General features: G+C 64.7%; 16 protein-coding genes and 1 pseudogene. 7 read left to right on the top strand and 10 right to left on the bottom strand.

The window, feature by feature from the left end:
• Nucleotides 1-150 precede the first annotated feature (150 nt).
• Nucleotides 151-453 carry a ribbon-helix-helix domain-containing protein gene (locus E2583_RS22720; RefSeq protein ID WP_017675012.1) on the top strand — a complete coding sequence of 101 codons (303 nt, stop codon included), beginning with the start codon at nt 151-153 and terminating at the stop codon, nt 451-453.
• Nucleotides 454-689: 236 nt separating this feature from the next.
• Here the strand turns inward: E2583_RS22720 and E2583_RS22715 are convergent, their stop codons facing one another.
• Genes E2583_RS22715 through E2583_RS22685 form a run of 7 tightly spaced genes read right to left on the bottom strand, consistent with a single transcriptional unit; the run spans nt 690 to nt 7,083 of the window.
• Nucleotides 690-2,177 (bottom strand): ATP-binding protein, encoded by a 1,488-nt coding sequence (locus tag E2583_RS22715; RefSeq protein WP_100546938.1) that lies wholly within the window; start codon nt 2,175-2,177, stop codon nt 690-692.
• Nucleotides 2,174-2,830 (bottom strand): response regulator transcription factor, encoded by a 657-nt coding sequence (locus tag E2583_RS22710; protein WP_055986821.1) that lies wholly within the window; start codon nt 2,828-2,830, stop codon nt 2,174-2,176. The genes E2583_RS22715 and E2583_RS22710 overlap by 4 nt, the downstream gene beginning before the upstream one ends.
• A gap of 18 nt (nt 2,831-2,848) precedes the next feature.
• Nucleotides 2,849-3,499 (bottom strand): tetratricopeptide repeat protein, encoded by a 651-nt coding sequence (locus E2583_RS22705; RefSeq protein WP_055986818.1) that lies wholly within the window; start codon nt 3,497-3,499, stop codon nt 2,849-2,851.
• 10 nt (nt 3,500-3,509) lie between these two features.
• The gene (locus tag E2583_RS22700; protein WP_100546939.1) at nt 3,510-4,301 is read right to left on the bottom strand and encodes an SDR family oxidoreductase; all 792 of its coding nucleotides are present in this window, start codon (nt 4,299-4,301) and stop codon (nt 3,510-3,512) included.
• Nucleotides 4,302-4,305: 4 nt separating this feature from the next.
• Nucleotides 4,306-4,965 carry an iron-containing redox enzyme family protein gene (locus E2583_RS22695; protein WP_100546940.1) on the bottom strand — a complete coding sequence of 220 codons (660 nt, stop codon included), beginning with the start codon at nt 4,963-4,965 and terminating at the stop codon, nt 4,306-4,308.
• Complete coding sequence (locus tag E2583_RS22690; RefSeq protein WP_100546941.1) at nt 4,962-6,410, bottom strand: AMP-binding protein; 1,449 nt, start codon at nt 6,408-6,410, stop codon at nt 4,962-4,964. Before E2583_RS22690 ends, E2583_RS22695 begins: the two co-directional genes overlap by 4 nt.
• Nucleotides 6,394-7,083, bottom strand: coding sequence for a thermostable hemolysin (locus E2583_RS22685; RefSeq protein WP_100546942.1), 690 nt, complete (start codon nt 7,081-7,083; stop codon nt 6,394-6,396). Before E2583_RS22685 ends, E2583_RS22690 begins: the two co-directional genes overlap by 17 nt.
• Before the next feature lie 184 nt (nt 7,084-7,267).
• On the opposite strand from E2583_RS22685, the pseudogene E2583_RS22680 reads away from it, so the two are divergent.
• A pseudogene (locus tag E2583_RS22680) lies at nt 7,268-7,683 on the top strand (DUF1016 N-terminal domain-containing protein); the annotation flags it as partial.
• Complete coding sequence (locus E2583_RS22675) at nt 7,669-8,340, top strand: YhcG family protein (RefSeq protein WP_367158610.1); 672 nt, start codon at nt 7,669-7,671, stop codon at nt 8,338-8,340. The pseudogene E2583_RS22680 and the gene E2583_RS22675, both read left to right, overlap by 15 nt.
• A 67-nt stretch (nt 8,341-8,407) precedes the next feature.
• On the opposite strand, the gene E2583_RS22670 is transcribed toward E2583_RS22675, so the two are convergent.
• On the bottom strand, nt 8,408-8,806 hold the full coding sequence (locus tag E2583_RS22670; RefSeq protein ID WP_100546943.1) for a nuclear transport factor 2 family protein: 399 nt from the start codon (nt 8,804-8,806) through the stop codon (nt 8,408-8,410).
• A gap of 111 nt (nt 8,807-8,917) precedes the next feature.
• Here E2583_RS22670 and E2583_RS22665 point away from each other — a divergent pair, with 111 nt between their 5' ends.
• Genes E2583_RS22665 through zapE form a run of 3 tightly spaced genes read left to right on the top strand, consistent with a single transcriptional unit; the run spans nt 8,918 to nt 11,522 of the window.
• Nucleotides 8,918-9,508, top strand: a complete 591-nt coding sequence (locus E2583_RS22665; protein ID WP_100546944.1) for a GNAT family N-acetyltransferase — start codon at nt 8,918-8,920, stop codon at nt 9,506-9,508.
• Nucleotides 9,505-10,389 carry a carbon-nitrogen hydrolase family protein gene (locus tag E2583_RS22660; protein WP_100546945.1) on the top strand — a complete coding sequence of 295 codons (885 nt, stop codon included), beginning with the start codon at nt 9,505-9,507 and terminating at the stop codon, nt 10,387-10,389. The genes E2583_RS22665 and E2583_RS22660 overlap by 4 nt, the downstream gene beginning before the upstream one ends.
• Nucleotides 10,386-11,522, top strand: coding sequence for a cell division protein ZapE (gene zapE, locus E2583_RS22655; protein WP_100546946.1), 1,137 nt, complete (start codon nt 10,386-10,388; stop codon nt 11,520-11,522). The genes E2583_RS22660 and zapE overlap by 4 nt, the downstream gene beginning before the upstream one ends.
• Here the strand turns inward: zapE and E2583_RS22650 are convergent.
• Nucleotides 11,519-12,193 (bottom strand): DUF1028 domain-containing protein, encoded by a 675-nt coding sequence (locus E2583_RS22650; protein ID WP_100546947.1) that lies wholly within the window; start codon nt 12,191-12,193, stop codon nt 11,519-11,521. The two genes, zapE and E2583_RS22650, sit on opposite strands and share 4 nt — an antisense overlap.
• 140 nt (nt 12,194-12,333) lie before the next feature.
• Here E2583_RS22650 and dsdA point away from each other — a divergent pair, with 140 nt between their 5' ends.
• The gene (dsdA, locus tag E2583_RS22645; protein ID WP_100546948.1) at nt 12,334-13,698 is read left to right on the top strand and encodes a D-serine ammonia-lyase; all 1,365 of its coding nucleotides are present in this window, start codon (nt 12,334-12,336) and stop codon (nt 13,696-13,698) included.
• An 86-nt stretch (nt 13,699-13,784) separates the two neighbouring features.
• Here dsdA and E2583_RS22640 read toward each other — a convergent pair.
• Nucleotides 13,785-15,041, bottom strand: a 1,257-nt coding sequence (locus tag E2583_RS22640; RefSeq protein WP_291598916.1) for a fumarate hydratase, incomplete at its 5' end; no start/stop codon positions are given.

Here is a 15,041-nt window from a genome sequence, read left to right as displayed (position 1 = left end):
CCGGAGCCCGGATGCAATCCGGGCGCATCATCGCCAGCATTCACGCACTGATTGCACCGGGCTATGGCGCGGGCAAGACGTAGGGCGGGTGCAACCCGCCAGTCCATACGTGGCGGGTTGCACCCGCCCTACCTTTCAGGAGCACGACCGATGTGCGAACTCTATGTGAAGGCCGATCCGATTCTCTACGAGTCGCGCTCACGCTCGTTGCGCATCCGCGGGGTGGTTACCACGCTGCGTCTGGAAAATCAGTTCTGGGACATCCTGCGTGAAATCGCCGAAGTCGATGGCATGACCACCAACCAGCTGATCGCCAAGTTGCATGACGAGGTCATGGACTTTCGCGGCGAAGTGGTCAATTTCGCCTCGTTCCTGCGTGTCAGTTGCACCCGCTACCTGGCACAGAAGGCCGGGCGTCAGGTGCCACTGAGGGTGGTTGGGGCGAGCGGCTGAGTCACTGGTACATCCAGAAGTTCGGGTGCTCCTGCACGGTCGGGGTGGTCGGCTGCTGGCTCGGTTGGGATTGCTGGAAGAAACGTTTGATCAGGCTCATGCGAAGTTACTCCTGTGGTGGCTGTTGAGCAGGTGTGCATGATTGGATAAACGCTTCGATTGATAAAACGGATTGTCTCTATCTTGATGATTGGGTATGGCTATACCTGAAAACTGAGGTTCGCCATCGCGATCACTCAAGCAAGGCTGCCGGGACGCCGGGGCAAGCGCACGCTGACACGCAGGCCGCCGAGCGGCGACTCATCAAGGGCGATACTGCCCTGATGCAATTCAACGACGCGGCGCACGATGGACAACCCCAGCCCGGCGCCCTGGCCTTCTCCAACGCGGAAGAAGCGCTCGAACAAGCGCTCGCGCAACTCCGCTGGCACACCTGGGCCACTGTCGAGTACCTGCAGCAGCAGGTACTGAGTGGTGGCCTGCAGCTGTACCTGAATGCAGCCGCCCGCCGGGGTGTACTGCACGGCATTGCTCACCAGGTTCTGCAGCAGGATACCCAGGCTGGGGGCATCCGCCGGCAGGTGGTAGTCGCCTGGTTCCTCAGCGTCGAGAATCAGCTCCTGGCCGCGATTGAGCGCCAGCGGCGTCAGCTCTGCCAGCTCGCCACGCAGGAAGGCCAGCAGGTCGAGGTGGTCCATGTTCAGGCGGATGCCGTTGGGATCGAGGCGTGCCAGCGTCAGCAGTTGTGCGACTACGCGGGTCGCGCGGTCGACACCGCTGCCCAATTGCCTCAGAGCTTCTTCACGGTCGCTGGCATCCGGTGCTTCCAGTGCGTTCTGCGCATGAATGCGCAGCACCGCCAGCGGCGTACGCAGCTCGTGGGCGGCATCGGCGATGAAGCGTTTTTCCTGTTCCAGCAGTTGGTTGACCTGCATCAGCAGGCGGTTGAGCGCAGCGGCCATCGGCTCCAGTTCGTTGGGTAACGGCGGGAAGACCAGCGGCGCCAGGTTGTCCGGTGCGCGACCACGAATGGCATCGGCCATGCGCTTGAGCGGATACAAACCCCAACCCACGGTGAGCCACAGCAGCAGGCCGACGATGGGCAGACCGATCAGCAGCGGTTGCAGGCTGCGTCGGGCGATCTTGCCGATCAGCTCGCCGCGCACGTCATCGCGCTCGCCCGCCAGCACCCAGTGGTAGTCGCGGCTGTCATGCAGCACGAACACACGCCAGCGGTGCTCGCCGATGTTCAGCGTGTGATAGCCGATCAGGTAGCGGGCCAGTTGGGCCAGGCGTTCACGCATGGGCTGGTCATCGTTGGGCAGAGCCAGGCCGAGCTGCTCGATCATGTCGTTGAGCAAGCCGGGCGGGGCGCTGGCGGACTGGAACAGCAGCTCGCCATCGTCGTCGAGCATCTGGAAGGCCAGCTTGCCTTCGTATTCGTGGCCGAGCAGGTTGTCCGGGTTGCGCGCGTTGTGCAGCAGCAGCGCTTCGTCGAGCACGGCCTGCATCTCGTTGCGCTCACTTTCACTCAGGTCATGGCGCACCAGACCCATGAGCAGGCGCGCGGTCTGAGAAAGCTGGGCGTCGAACAGCTCGCGCACTTCATGCACCGAGTCGTTGTAGATCTTGTAGCTGATCAGCCCGAAGCTGGCTGCGACCAGCAGCAGTAGCAGGGCGAGCAGGCGGGTACGGATGGAGCCGAAGGTTTTCAGCAGCCTCATTTGTCCACCAGATAACCGACGCCGCGCACCGTGCGGATCAGCTCCGGAAAGAATTTCTTGCGCAAGTGATGCACGTGCACCTCCAGGGCGTTGCTTTCCACTTCCTCATCCCAGCCGTAGAGCGCCTGTTGCAGTTTGTCGCGGGTCAGCACACGACCGGGCTGGATCAGCAACTCGTGCAGCAGGAGAAATTCCTTGCGCGGCAGGTTGATGACCTGGCCCTGGTATTCGACCACCTGGCTGGCGGGGTCGAGACTGATGCCGCGGTATTCCAGCGCCGGTTGCGGGCGCTGGAAGCTGCGCCGCAGCAGAGCACGCAGGCGTGCCTTGAGCTCGGCGACATCGAAGGGCTTGACCAGGTAGTCGTCGGCGCCAGCATCGAGACCCGCAATGCGGTCGCCGGTGGCGTCACGTGCGGTGAGCACCAGCACTGGTACCGGGTTGGCCGCTGCGCGCAGGTGCTTGAGGACCTGCAGGCCGTCCATGCGCGGCAGGCCGAGGTCGAGAATGGCCAGCTCGAAACTCTCGTGGCTCAGCGCATGCAGCGCGCTGGCGCCGTCCTGCAGCCAGTCCACGGTGTAGCCTTCGGGTTTCAGCGCGGTGCGAATGCCTTCGCCCAGGGCCTGATCGTCTTCGACGAGAAGAATGCGCATGGTCACTCCTGCAGAGGGTTACTGGAGTTTACCTGTCACCTGCTGCAAAAGCGCTGCGGCTTCTGCGCGGCGTCCCTGGTCGGCCAGTTCACGGCCAGGGCGATCCTTGGCTGCCAGGGCCTTTTCCAGCACGGCGCGAGACTCCTCGTAGCGCTTCTGCCGTTGCAGGAAGTCGCCATAGAAGTAGTTCGGGTCGATGCCGTCCGGGTTGATCGCCAGGGCTTGCTTGAGCATCTTCTCGGCCTGTTCATCGTCGCCGAAGCCGATCGGCCAGCCCGGTACCTGGTAGTAGAGACTGCCGAGGCTGGTATAGGCCGAGCCGGCCAGCGCCTGTGGGTCGATGGCCAGCGCCTGCTCCAGGTTGGTTTTGGCCTCCTTGACCAGGCCCAGTGCACCAAGACCGCCTTTGGCGCCAGCCTGGGTGCTGAGGATGATGCCGCGCCAGATCAGCAGCTCCGGTGCCTTGGGCTCGCTGGTCAGCGCGGCATCGACCTGGCTGACGAGCTTGGCGAAGGCCTCTTCGCGCTGCTTCTCCGGCGTCTGGTAGTTGATCTCGGCCCAGCGCGTCTGCAACTGGTGCAACTGCGCTTCGCCCCCTTCACTGAGGGCGAAGGCGGGCAGGGTGGCGAAACCAAGCGTGGCAATGATCAGGGTACGCAGTGCGTTCACGGGGTTGTCCTCAGTGTTTATGACGGGCGAAGCGTTGGATGATCGGCAGCTGCTTGCGCAGGGCCTGGTCGACCACGCGTGGCAGCAGGCCGTTGAGGCGCACGAACAGGCGTTCCGGCCAGCCCAGGTAGCGCTCTTCCTGCTCGTGGCGGATGGCTTGCAGCAATTCGGCCGCGACTTTTTCCGGATCGTCCATGGCCACGCCCAGCTCGTCGTTCATCGCCACCACGCTGGGGGCGTTCATCGGCGTACGGGTGGCGCGTGGGGCGAAATAGAGGACGCGCACATTGGTGTCGGCCAGCTCGCGGCGCAGCGCCTCGGAGAAACCGCGCAGGGCGAACTTGCTGGCGCAGTAGGCGGCGAAGCCTGGGTAGCCGATGGTGCCGAAAGTGGAGCCGACGTTGATCACCAGGGCACGCCGTTGCGCCCGCAACAATGGCAGCAGGCGCTGGGTCAGCTGCAGCGTGGCGGTGACGTTGAGGCCGATCAGCTCGGCGATCTGCTGCTCGTCCTGCTGGTCGAGCAGGCCGAAGCGGTTGACCCCGGCCGCGTTGATCAGGCAGTTCAGCCCGCCGAAGTTCTGCGCGGCGGCGACCAGTGCATCACGCCCGGCGCGGCTGGCGATATCGGCCTGGACCGTTTGCACGTTCTGCGGGAAGCGTTGCAACAGCGGTTGCAGGGGCTCCAGACGACGGCCCACCAGCAGCAGATGGGCACCCTCGCTGGCCAGACGTTGGGCCAGGGCCAGGCCGATACCGCCACTGGCGCCGGTGAGCAGGGCACGGCAATCCGTTGGTTGCATGACCTTACTCCTCGCCAGCCAGCGGCAGGCTGCGGAACATGTCGCCGTACAGGCGGTAGACGACCTTGGCGGTATGCACCACGGCAGCCTTGTCATCGTCGTCGTCCAGTTGGTTCATCAGCTTCTTGAAGAACTCGATGTGCTCCAGGTCCAGGCTGCCGTGGGAGTTGAGGTAGCTGAAGGCTTTGTTCGGCAACTGCAGCTTGTCCTGGATGATGCCGGCGGCCCGGGTGGCCAGGGCGATGCTAGTGCCTTCGAGCACGTTGACCATACCGAAGAAGCTCACCGGGTTGTGCCGGGCGATGCGGTCGTAGACGTAGGCCACCATCAGTTCGGTGGACATGTGCGGGGTGCCATGGCGCACCGCTTCCTTGTCGGCGCCGCAGGCGGCGATGTCACCCAGCACCCACTCCTGGTGGCCGGTTTCTTCCTCGATGTACTCGGCGATGGCTTCGCGCAGCCACTCCAGGCGTTCCGGCAGGCGCGCGCCGCAGGCCATCAGCAGCGGCACGGTGTGCTTGACGTGGTGGTAGGCCTCGGTGAGGAAGGCGATGTAGCTGTGCAGCGCCACCTGGCCGGTCATGGCCTGCTGGATGATTGGTGCGCCGAGCAGGTAGTCGCGCTCGGCTTGGGTCTGCTCCAGCAGGGATTCGTAGAAATTCATGCGTGTACTCCTTCGGCCATAAACGCTTCGATGGCGGCTTGGTAATGGGTGAACAGAGCGGCGCGGCGCAGCCGACCATTGGCCGTGGCCAGGTCGTTGCTCGTGCTGAAGGGTTCGCTGGCACGCAGCCAGTGGTGCACGCGGGCGTAGTCCGGCAGGCCGTGATTGACGGCGTCCACGGCGTCCTGCAACTGCGCATCGGGGGTATTGGCGAAGCGCGGCACCAGCACCGCGACGTTGGCCGGCAGCGCCTCGCCGTGCAGCCAGGCCTGGGCGATGGGCAACTGCTGCACCAGCTCGGACTCGACCCATTCCGGGTTGACGTTGCGCCCGAAGGCGGTAATGAACTGATGTTTCTTGCGCCCGTGCAGCACCAGGAAGCCTTGCTCGAAATGACCGAGGTCGCCGCTGCCCAGCCATTCGCCTTGCGGCGCTGGTTCACCGAGGTAGCCGAGCATGCGCGCGCCCTTTACCAGCACTTCGCCATCGTCCGCCAGGGTCACCTGCAGGTGGCCAAGCGGCTGGCCGGTACTGCCGATGCGGCGCTGTTCGGGCGTGTTCAGGCACACCACCGAGGCGCACTCGGACAGCCCGTAACCTTCGAAGATCGGTAGATCCAACGCGTCGGCGCGCTCCAGCAACTGCACGGAAACCCGGCCGCCACCGACGGCGACGAAACGCAGCGAGGTCGGCACCGGCAGCTTGCGCTCGGCCGCGCTGACCAGCGCCAGTAGCAACTGCGGCAGCAGTATCAGGCTGTGCGGCTGGGCGGCGTGCAGCGCCTGGAGAAAGCGCGCCAGGTCGAAGCCGCTGGCGCCGGTCAGGCCGATCTGCGCCATCGGCATCAACTCCACCCGCGCGCCGGCCAGCAGCGGCGCGTAGACGCCGGCGATGTTCTCCAGCAGGGTCGCCAGCGGCAGGATGCACAGGTGCCGTTGCACCTCGCGGCTGGCGCTGGCCTTGACCAGGCTGTCGGCCACTGCCAGTTGAGTGTTCAGATCCAGGCACACGCCCTTGGGCTGGCCGGTGGTGCCGGAGGTGTAGGTGATCTTGCAGGTGCCCGGATGCAGCTCGGCAGGCTGCGCGACCGTGCGGCGATAAATATCGTTTTCCGCTCTGACGAAGCCGGGGGCACCAGCGCCGATCAGGCAGTCGATGCCGGCACTGTCGAGCACATGGCGTTGCTGCTCGGCGGAGAAGAACCCCGGTACCGGCACGCAGACCAGGCCGGCATGCAGCGCCGCCAGATCCCACAGCACCCAGTCGATGCCATTGTCCAGCGCCAGTGCCACGCGCTGGGCTCCGACGGCACGCAGGCGCCTACCGCGCATGGCGACCGCGCCGAGCAGTTCGACATAGGTCAGGGTTCGTTCGCCTTCGGCCAGGGCGATGTGCGGGCCGAACTCGCCGAGGCGGGTGAAGAAGGATTCAGCTGCAGACCACATCGGGCATGTCCTCCAGGGCATAGAGTGGTTGGTGGCCGAGACGGGGGTAGGCGCCCAGCTGCAGCAGGCGCTGGTGGCCGCCATGAATGTCGCCGGCCATGACCAGCGGACGGTTGTCGTAGTAACTGCCCCAGTCGGGCAGCTCATCGCCCATGCGCGCCGGATCGGCTTCGCCGAGGGCGATGGGGGTCAGGCCCAGGCGCTGGAAGCTGTTGAGCAGGGGCGGCGTGCCGGTGAAAGTGACCCAGCGAAAACCCAGGGCCACCAGCAGATCGGTCAGCGCGACGATCAATAGGCGCGCCGCGCCGGGGCTGTCGGCGGCCAGATTGCCGACTTCCACCAACTCGCCACGGCCCGGCGCGCTGTTGCCCAGGCGCGCACCGATGGCGCTCTCGATCGGCTCGTCCAGATAGCGCTCGAGAAACAGCGGCCCACTGTTGCCACTGCGCACGCCCACTGCGCCGAGCAACTGACCGGTCTGGTTTTCCAGGCCGAACAGGCAGGGCATGAAATGGCGGATGCGCGCGCCGTGCTGCAGCTCGAAGCGCTGGCGGATGAACTGCTCCAGGGCAATGCGACGTGCGCTGTCAGGGGAGGCCAGGTGGAGTTCGTAGCTGTCGCCGCGCCCGATGCGGGCAACGGGACGATCGTGCTGCGCCCAGGGTAGTTCCATGCTCGGAACCTCGGTGATGAACCTGGGGGCGATTGTGTGAGGGGCTGGCTTAACGCTGTATTAAGACTTTGCAAAATGTTTCGGGCGCTGCGCTATCGCGAATGCATGTGTATTGATGTTCATGGGCTGGTGAGCGGATAAGGTTCGCGCTGAGCAGGCCATCGCTGTCAGGATCGGCAGTCGAATGTTTTTAGGCATTCAGGGAGGAAAAATGACGCAAGCCAAGGCTGACCCCAAGCTGCAACCTCTGCTCACCGAACTGGCCGAGCTGATCCGCCAGGCGCGGCAGCAGGCCGTGCGTGCCGTGGATACGATTCAGGTGCAAACCTGCTGGGAAATCGGCTGGCATATCGTTGAATTCGAGCAGGGTGGGCAGGCGCGTGCAGCCTACGGCAAGAAGCTGCTGCCGACGTTGGCCAGTGAGCTGACGGCTGAGTTCGGTAAGGGTTCGATGCCTCTAACCTGCGCTACATGCGTCTGTTCTACCAAGCTTTTCCGATTCGTGACGCACTGCGTCACGAATTGAGCTGGACGCACTATCGCACCCTGCTCAGGGTAGACAGCGACAGTGCACGGCAGTGGTACATGAATGAAGCCGCTACGCAGAACTGGAGCACCCGTGCGCTGGAGCGGCAGATCGGCACGCTGTATTACGAACGCCTGCTGGCCAGCCAGGATCGCGCGGCGGTCGAGCAGGAGGCGGCGAGCAAGCTGCAGGCCCTGGGCAAGAGCCCGCGTGAGTTCGTGCGCGATCCGGTGCTGCTGGAGTTCCTCGGCCTGCCCAATGCTGGCACCATGTTGGAGGGCGAGCTGGAGCAGGCGCTGATCGACCAGTTGCAGAGCTTTCTGCTGGAACTGGGCAAGGGTTTCGCCTTCGTCGGCCGGCAGCAGCGCATCAGCACCGAGAGCAAGGATTTCTACATCGACCTGGTGTTCTACAACTACCTGCTCAAGTGCTTCGTCATTTTTGATCTCAAGCGCGGCGAGCTGACCCATCAGGACATCGGCCAGATGGACATGTACGTGCGCATGTTCGATGACCTCAGGCGCGGCCCGGAAGACGGCCCGACCGTGGGCATCATCCTCTGTGCGCAGAGGGATGCGTCCGTGGTGCGTTATTCGGTGCTGCAGGGCAGCGAGCAACTGTTCGCCAGCAAATACAAGCTGGTGTTACCCAGTGAAGAAGAGCTACGAGCCGAGCTGGATCGGGAGCGAGCGCGGCTGGCCGAGCAACGTGGGCTGTACTGGGTTCACTGAGCTGGGAGGGGGTTGTGCATCAGGGCACCGAGCGGCTGGCAGGCTCGGCCCCCGGGCCTGAGGATATTCAGCCGACCTGCGCAATCCAGTCATTGAGGTTGTAGTAGTTGCTGATGCGCGCGACCTTGCCATTCTTGATCTCGAAGAAGGCGCCGGCCGGCAGCACATAGGTCTGGCCATTGGCCGGCGGCAGGCCTTCGTCGTCGGCCAGGTATTCACCGTGCACCACGAACTCGGCGGCGGCGCGGTCGCCGGCGGCGTTCTGCATCACCACGATATCGGCCAGGCGCTCGCGGTAGCAGCGGTTCATCTTGTCCATGAAAGTGGCGAAGGTGGCCTTGCCGACCTGGCGCTCGCCCTGGTTGATGTCGTGCACCACGTCCTCGGCCAGCAGGTCGAGGAAGGTGGGCATGTCGCCGGCGTTGAAGGCGGCGTAGTAGGCCTGAACCAGTTCGGTGGCGGTCATGGCTAAGTTCCTTTCGTAGCGTGGTTAGTGGTTGCTTGGCCCGCATGATAAGTTCGCCGTTTACCGCTGGTATAGCTGCTGGCGTCACCCTGTTGCTGGCGAGCGACTGCAATGGATATCCGACTGTTGCGGGGAGCGGAGATCGAACCCCATATCGACGACCTCGCGCGTCTGCGCATCCAGGTGTTCCGCGAGTTTCCCTACCTCTACGACGGCAACCTCGACTACGAGGCCGAGTACCTGGCCACCTATGTGCGCAGTGCCGATAGCCTGTGCGTGCTGGTGCGTGACGAGGGCCGTGTGGTCGGCGCTTCCACCGCGCTGCCGCTGCAGGATGAAACCGAGGAATTCCAGCAGCCGTTCGTTGCCGCGGGCTGGAACCCGGCGCGGATCTTCTACTGCGCCGAGTCGGTGGTGTTGCCGGCCTGGCGCGGCCGTGGCCTGGGCGTGCGCTTCTTCGCCGAGCGCGAGGCCCACGCACGGCGCCTGGGCCGTTTCGACTGGTGCGCCTTCTGCGCCGTGCAGCGCGCGGCCGATCACCCGCGCTGGCCCGCCGATTACCAGCCGCTGGATGCCTTCTGGGCACGCCGCGGCTACCGTCATCACCCCGAGTTGCACACCCAGTACCACTGGCGCGACCTGGACGAAGCCGAAGAATCGGCCAAGCCCATGTCGTTCTGGTTGAAGGAGCTTGCCTCATGATCAAGGTTGCTGCCTGCCAGTACCACATCGAGTTGTTCACCTCCTGGGATGCCTACACCGAGCACCTCACCACCTTGTGCGAGGAAGCTGCCGGGCAGGGCGCTGAACTGTTGCTGCTGCCGGAGTACGCCGGCCTGGTGCTGACCGGCCAGTTATCGGAAGCCGAGCGTGGAGACCTACACGGCTCCATCGCCGGTATCCAGCCGCTGCTGCCGCGCTGGCTGGAGTTGTGCGAGGGCCTGGCGCGGCGCTTGAATCTCTACCTGCAACCCGGTTCGGTGGCCGTGCTGGATGACGACGGCATCTACCGCAACCGCGCCTGGCTGTTCGGCCCGGACGGCTGCCTGGGCACTCAGGACAAGCTGATCATGACCCGCTTCGAGCTGGAGCAGTGGCATATCGCGGCGGGTAGCGGGCTGAAGGTGTTCGATACCGCGCTGGGCAAGTTGGGCATCCTGATCTGCTACGACAACGAATTCCCCTTGCTGGCCCATACCCTGGCTGAGGCGGGCGTCGATCTGATCCTCGCGCCCAGTTGCACCGACACCGTGGCCGGTTTTCACCGTGTACGCATCGGCGCCCAGGCCCGTGCGCTGGAGAACCAGATCGCCGTGCTGCATTCGCCCACCGTCGGCCTGGCGCCCTGGTCGCCATCGCTCGACGAAGGCTACGGTCGCGCCTCGCTGTACGTGCCGTCGGACTACGGCATGCCGGCCAGCGGTATCGTCGCCGAGAGCGAGGAGTTGTGCCCCACGCGTAGCCACTGGCTGATCTGCGAACTGGACCTGGATGAAGTGCGCCGCGTACGCGAGCAAGGCCAGGTGTTCACCCGCCGCGACTGGCCGCGGCAGTTCGACGACGGCCGGCTGGTGCTGCGTTGAGCGGCTTCGAGCGGGGAGCGCCGGACTCGCCGCTGGCCGCTTATCGCCGTGCTCTAGCGGGTGGTTTTGTCGCCGATGCAGCGCAGCTCCGTGCGGTCGAGGCGCTGCAGCACTGTCATGAGGCTGTGCATCGCGGCGAGCGCCCGCTCGGCGTGTACCTCTGGGGGCCGGTCGGTCGTGGCAAGACCTGGCTGATGGACAGCTTCTACAACACGCTACGCGTGCCGGCGCGGCGGCAGCATTTCCATCACTTCATGCAGTGGGTGCATCGCCGCCAGTTCCAGCTCACCGGCAACGCCGACCCGCTGCGCATGCTGGCTGAGGAGCTGGGGCGCGAGGTGCGTGTGCTGTGCTTCGACGAGCTGTTCGTCAGCGACATCGGCGACGCCATGCTGCTCGGTCGCCTGCTCAGCCTGGTGGTGGCGCAGGGGGTGGTACTGGTGGCAACCTCCAACCAGCCGCCGGATCAGCTGTATGCCGATGGCTACAACCGCGAGCGTTTCCTGCCGGCCATCGCTGCGCTCGAGGCACACATGCAGGTAGTGACCGTGGACGGCGAGCAGGATCATCGTCTGCATCCCGGTACCGAGGTGCAACGCTACTGGGTGCAGCAGCCGCAGGTGCTGGGTGAGCTTTTCGCTCGTCTGAGTGAGGGGCAAACCATTAGTCGCGAGCCGGTCGAACTCAGCCATCGCCGTATCGAAACCCTCGGTCATAGTTCAGCAGCGCTCTGGTGCCGCTTCCGGGATCTGTGTGAACAGCCATTGGCGGCTCCCGACTTCATGGAACTGTGCGAGCGCTTCTCGACCATCCTGCTCGGTGAAGTGCCATGCCTGGGTGGCGAGCAACGCGAGGGGCGTATCGCTCGTGGCACCGAGGACGGTGCCGAGCTGGTCGATGCCGGGGATAGGCAACTGCCGACGCTGGCGCGCAACGACGATGCGGTACGCCGCTTCATTGCCCTGGTCGACGAGTGCTACGACCGTCGCGTGCCACTGTATATCGAGGCCGCGGTGGCCCTTGAGGAGCTCTATACCCAGGGCTATCTCGGTTTTGCCTTCCGCCGCACCTTGAGTCGTCTGCGTGAGATGCAACTGGAGCGTTTCGGGCCCCCTGTTGGCCGGCAGGCCTAGACCGAATCCTCCGCTGCCAGGCCCGCCGGATTGTCACGTGTCGGCATGGCGAGAATTTCGGGCAGCACGTCGCGAGCGAATACCTTGTGCAGGCGGCGCAGCTCGGCCACCGGGTCGAGGTGATGGTCGACGCGGATGTCCCACAGCGGATACTCCTCCTGATCGACCACATAGATCACTGCGGACGACTCGCCGTGACGATCGCCGCCGCAGCGGTCGCCAGCGGCCAGGGCTTCGATCAGGCGTTCGATCAGCGGGTGCTTTTCAGCATGGCGGAAGGCTTCGGCTACTGCATCCAGCACCTGTGGGCCGACCAGGCGATTGCCCTGTACGGAGAACTGTTCGCCGACCAGCGAACCGGCCCAGGGAATGCACTTTTCGCCGGTCCAGCAGAGGCTGTCGCCCTGGGCGTCGATCAACGCGCACTGACGCAGTTCCATGCAGGGATCGGTGCCTTTGAGGCGCTCGAGCGCTTCTTTCGCCGATAACCCTTGACGCAGTAGCGCCAGGCCATCCAGCCCCAGATAGGGGTTGACCTGCGCCTGGGTCGCCACCGCTCCTGCACCGGCGGCGGCATGGCTGAGCAGTTTGCCGACGGCGGGCATCGCAGTGGCCGCCGCGACGCCGAACTGTCCAGTACGTGGGCAGCGCGCAACGATGGAAAAGGTCATGGCAACTCCTTGGCAATTTCCGCGTTAGGCCTCGTCTGGGTGGGTATCGTTCCGCTTGGCTGCTGGTTGCGGCCTTTGCCAGATGGCGACGGGCATCATCTAATAGGCGCCGTTAACTGCCTGCAATGAGGAAACTGCCGATGATCCTTGGCCAGTCGCTCGCCCAGTGGCGCGCGCAATATCCGCTGCTCGATGAGCTGATCGCCCTGCAAGAAACCAGCTGGTTCAACCCAGCTGTTGCACCTGTCAGTGAGGCGCTGGGCGATGTGGGTTTGAGCGCCGCGGATGTGGCCGATGCCAGCGCACGCCTCGCGCGCTTCGCGCCCTACCTGGCCCGGGTGTTCCCGCAGACGGCCGTCAGTGGCGGGATCATCGAATCGGACATCCTGCCCCTGCCGCAGATGCAGGCGCTGCTCGGTGAAGAGGCGCAGACGGAAGAGGGAATCGGCGCGCTGTGGCTCAAGCGCGACAGCCACCTGCCCATCTCCGGTTCGATCAAGGCCCGTGGCGGCATCTACGAGGTGCTCAAGCATGCCGAGGACCTGGCACTGGCTGCCGGGCTGCTCAGTCTAGAGGACGATTACGCCTGCCTCGACAGCGATGCGATGCGCGCCTTCTTCGGTGGCTATCAGGTAGCCGTCGGCTCTACCGGCAACTTGGGGCTGTCCATCGGTATCATCAGTGCGCGTCTGGGTTTCCAGGCCACGGTGCATATGTCCGCCGATGCGCGCCAATGGAAGAAGGACAAGCTGCGTGCTCATGGCGTGACCGTGGTCGAGTACGCCAGCGATTACAGCGTCGCGGTGGAGCAGGGGCGGCGTCAGGCCGAGGCTGATCCGCGCTGCCATTTCGTCGATGACGAGAATTCCAGGCACCTGTTCCTCGGTTATGCGGTGGCCGGCGAGCGTCTCAAGCAGCAACTGGCGGCAGCCAGCGTTGTGGTCGATGCCGAGCATCCGCTGTTCGTCTACCTGCCCTGTGGCGTCGGTGGCGGGCCGGGTGGCGTGGCCTTCGGGCTGAAGCTGGCGTTCGGCGATGCGGTGCACTGCCTGTTCGCCGAGCCGACGCATTCACCCTGCATGCTGCTCGGCGTCCACACCGGGCGACATGAGGAGCTGGCGGTGCAGGATTTTGGCATCGACAACCGCACGGCTGCCGACGGGCTTGCCGTGGGGCGGCCATCCGGTTTCGTCGGCCGCGCCATGCAGCGCCTGATCGATGGTTATTACACGGTCAGCGATGAACAGATGTTCCGCTACCTGGCGTTGCTGGAGCAGACCGAGGGCCAGCGCCTGGAACCTTCGGCCCTGGCCGGCATGCCGGGTGTGCTGCGCGTGCTTGGCGAGCAGCAGGGCTATCGCCAGCGCATGGGCTTTACGCCGCAGCGCATGGCGCAGGCGACCCATCTGGTCTGGGCCACGGGTGGCAGCATGGTGCCGCAGGCGGAGATGGACAGCTACCTGGCGCGTGGTCGGCAACTGTTACAGGGTTCGGGCGAGGGTTGATGCAAGATCGTAGGAGCGATGCGCGTCGCGCCTGAAAACGAAGAAGCCCGGCACCTGGCCGGGCTTCTGCTTTGCAGCGTTGACGCTTACTTCACTTCCACCGCCAGGCTTTCGGCGATCTTCTTGTTCCAGATCGCAGGTCCCGTGATATGCACGGACTCACCCTTGGTGTCGACCGCGACGGTCACCGGCATGTCTTTGACTTCGAACTCGTAGATGGCTTCCATACCGAGCTCTTCGAAGGCCAGGACCTTGGACTTCTTGATCGCCTGAGCCACCAGGTAGGCGGCGCCGCCGACGGCCATCAGGTACACGGCCTTGTTGTCCTTGATTGCGTCGATGGCGATCGGGCCGCGCTCGGACTTGCCGATCATGCCGAGCAGGCCGGTCTGCTCGAGGATCTGACGGGTGAACTTGTCCATACGGGTGGCGGTAGTCGGGCCAGCCGGACCAACCACTTCGTCACCGACCGGATCGACCGGGCCGACGTAATAGATGAAGCGACCCTTGAGGTCCACCGGCAGTTGCTCGCCCTTGTTGAGCATGTCGACCATGCGCTTGTGCGCAGCGTCGCGGCCGGTGAGCATCTTGCCGTTGAGCAGGACGGTCTCGCCCGGCTTCCAGCTCTGCACGTCTTCCGGGGTCAGGGTGTCGAGGTTGACGCGACGTGCGCTCGGGCCGGCTTCCCAGACGATTTCCGGGTAGGCGTCCAGATCCGGGGCTTCCAGCGATGCCGGGCCGGAGCCGTCGAGCACGAAGTGGGCGTGACGGGTGGCGGCGCAGTTGGGGATCATGCACACCGGCAGCGAAGCTGCGTGGGTCGGGTAATCCATGATCTTCACGTCGAGCACGGTGGTCAGGCCGCCCAGGCCCTGGGCGCCGATGCCCAGCTGGTTGACCTTCTCGAACAGCTCCAGACGCAGCTCTTCGATCTTGTTTTGAGGGCCACGGGCCTGCAGCTCGTGGATGTCGATGTGCTCCATCAGCACTTCCTTGGCCATCACTGCCGCTTTTTCGGCAGTACCGCCGATGCCAATGCCGAGCATGCCCGGCGGGCACCAGCCGGCGCCCATGGTCGGGACGGTCTTCAGGACCCAGTCGACGATCGAGTCGGACGGGTTGAGCATGGCCATCTTCGACTTGTTCTCGGAGCCGCCGCCCTTGGCCGCGACATCCACTTCCACCTTGTCACCGGGAACGATGGAGTAGTGGATCACCGCTGGGGTGTTGTCCTTGGTGTTCTTGCGGGCACCGGCCGGGTCGGCCAGGATCGAGGCGCGCAGGACGTTCTCAGGCAGGTTGTAGGCGCGGCGTACACCCTCGTTGATCATGTCGTCGACGCT

The sequence above is a fragment of the Comamonas sp. genome (assembly GCF_009360615.1).
GTDB lineage: Bacteria > Pseudomonadota > Gammaproteobacteria > Burkholderiales > Burkholderiaceae_C > Comamonas.
This window is presented reverse-complemented; position numbering and strand designations above follow the sequence as displayed.

What these genes read in the sequence shown, in the direction of transcription:
- E2583_RS22720 (WP_017675012.1), top strand. Translation starts at nt 151, where the DNA reads ATGTGCGAACTCTATGTGAAGGCCGATCCGATTCTCTACGAGTCGCGC.
- E2583_RS22715 (WP_100546938.1), bottom strand. Translation starts at nt 2,177, where the DNA reads ATGAGGCTGCTGAAAACCTTCGGCTCCATCCGTACCCGCCTGCTCGCC.
- E2583_RS22710 (WP_055986821.1), bottom strand. Translation starts at nt 2,830, where the DNA reads ATGCGCATTCTTCTCGTCGAAGACGATCAGGCCCTGGGCGAAGGCATT.
- E2583_RS22700 (WP_100546939.1), bottom strand. Translation starts at nt 4,301, where the DNA reads ATGCAACCAACGGATTGCCGTGCCCTGCTCACCGGCGCCAGTGGCGGT.
- E2583_RS22695 (WP_100546940.1), bottom strand. Translation starts at nt 4,965, where the DNA reads ATGAATTTCTACGAATCCCTGCTGGAGCAGACCCAAGCCGAGCGCGAC.
- E2583_RS22690 (WP_100546941.1), bottom strand. Translation starts at nt 6,410, where the DNA reads ATGTGGTCTGCAGCTGAATCCTTCTTCACCCGCCTCGGCGAGTTCGGC.
- E2583_RS22685 (WP_100546942.1), bottom strand. Translation starts at nt 7,083, where the DNA reads ATGGAACTACCCTGGGCGCAGCACGATCGTCCCGTTGCCCGCATCGGG.
- E2583_RS22675 (WP_367158610.1), top strand. Translation starts at nt 7,669, where the DNA reads ATGAATGAAGCCGCTACGCAGAACTGGAGCACCCGTGCGCTGGAGCGG.
- E2583_RS22670 (WP_100546943.1), bottom strand. Translation starts at nt 8,806, where the DNA reads ATGACCGCCACCGAACTGGTTCAGGCCTACTACGCCGCCTTCAACGCC.
- E2583_RS22665 (WP_100546944.1), top strand. Translation starts at nt 8,918, where the DNA reads ATGGATATCCGACTGTTGCGGGGAGCGGAGATCGAACCCCATATCGAC.
- E2583_RS22660 (WP_100546945.1), top strand. Translation starts at nt 9,505, where the DNA reads ATGATCAAGGTTGCTGCCTGCCAGTACCACATCGAGTTGTTCACCTCC.
- E2583_RS22650 (WP_100546947.1), bottom strand. Translation starts at nt 12,193, where the DNA reads ATGACCTTTTCCATCGTTGCGCGCTGCCCACGTACTGGACAGTTCGGC.
- dsdA (WP_100546948.1), top strand. Translation starts at nt 12,334, where the DNA reads ATGATCCTTGGCCAGTCGCTCGCCCAGTGGCGCGCGCAATATCCGCTG.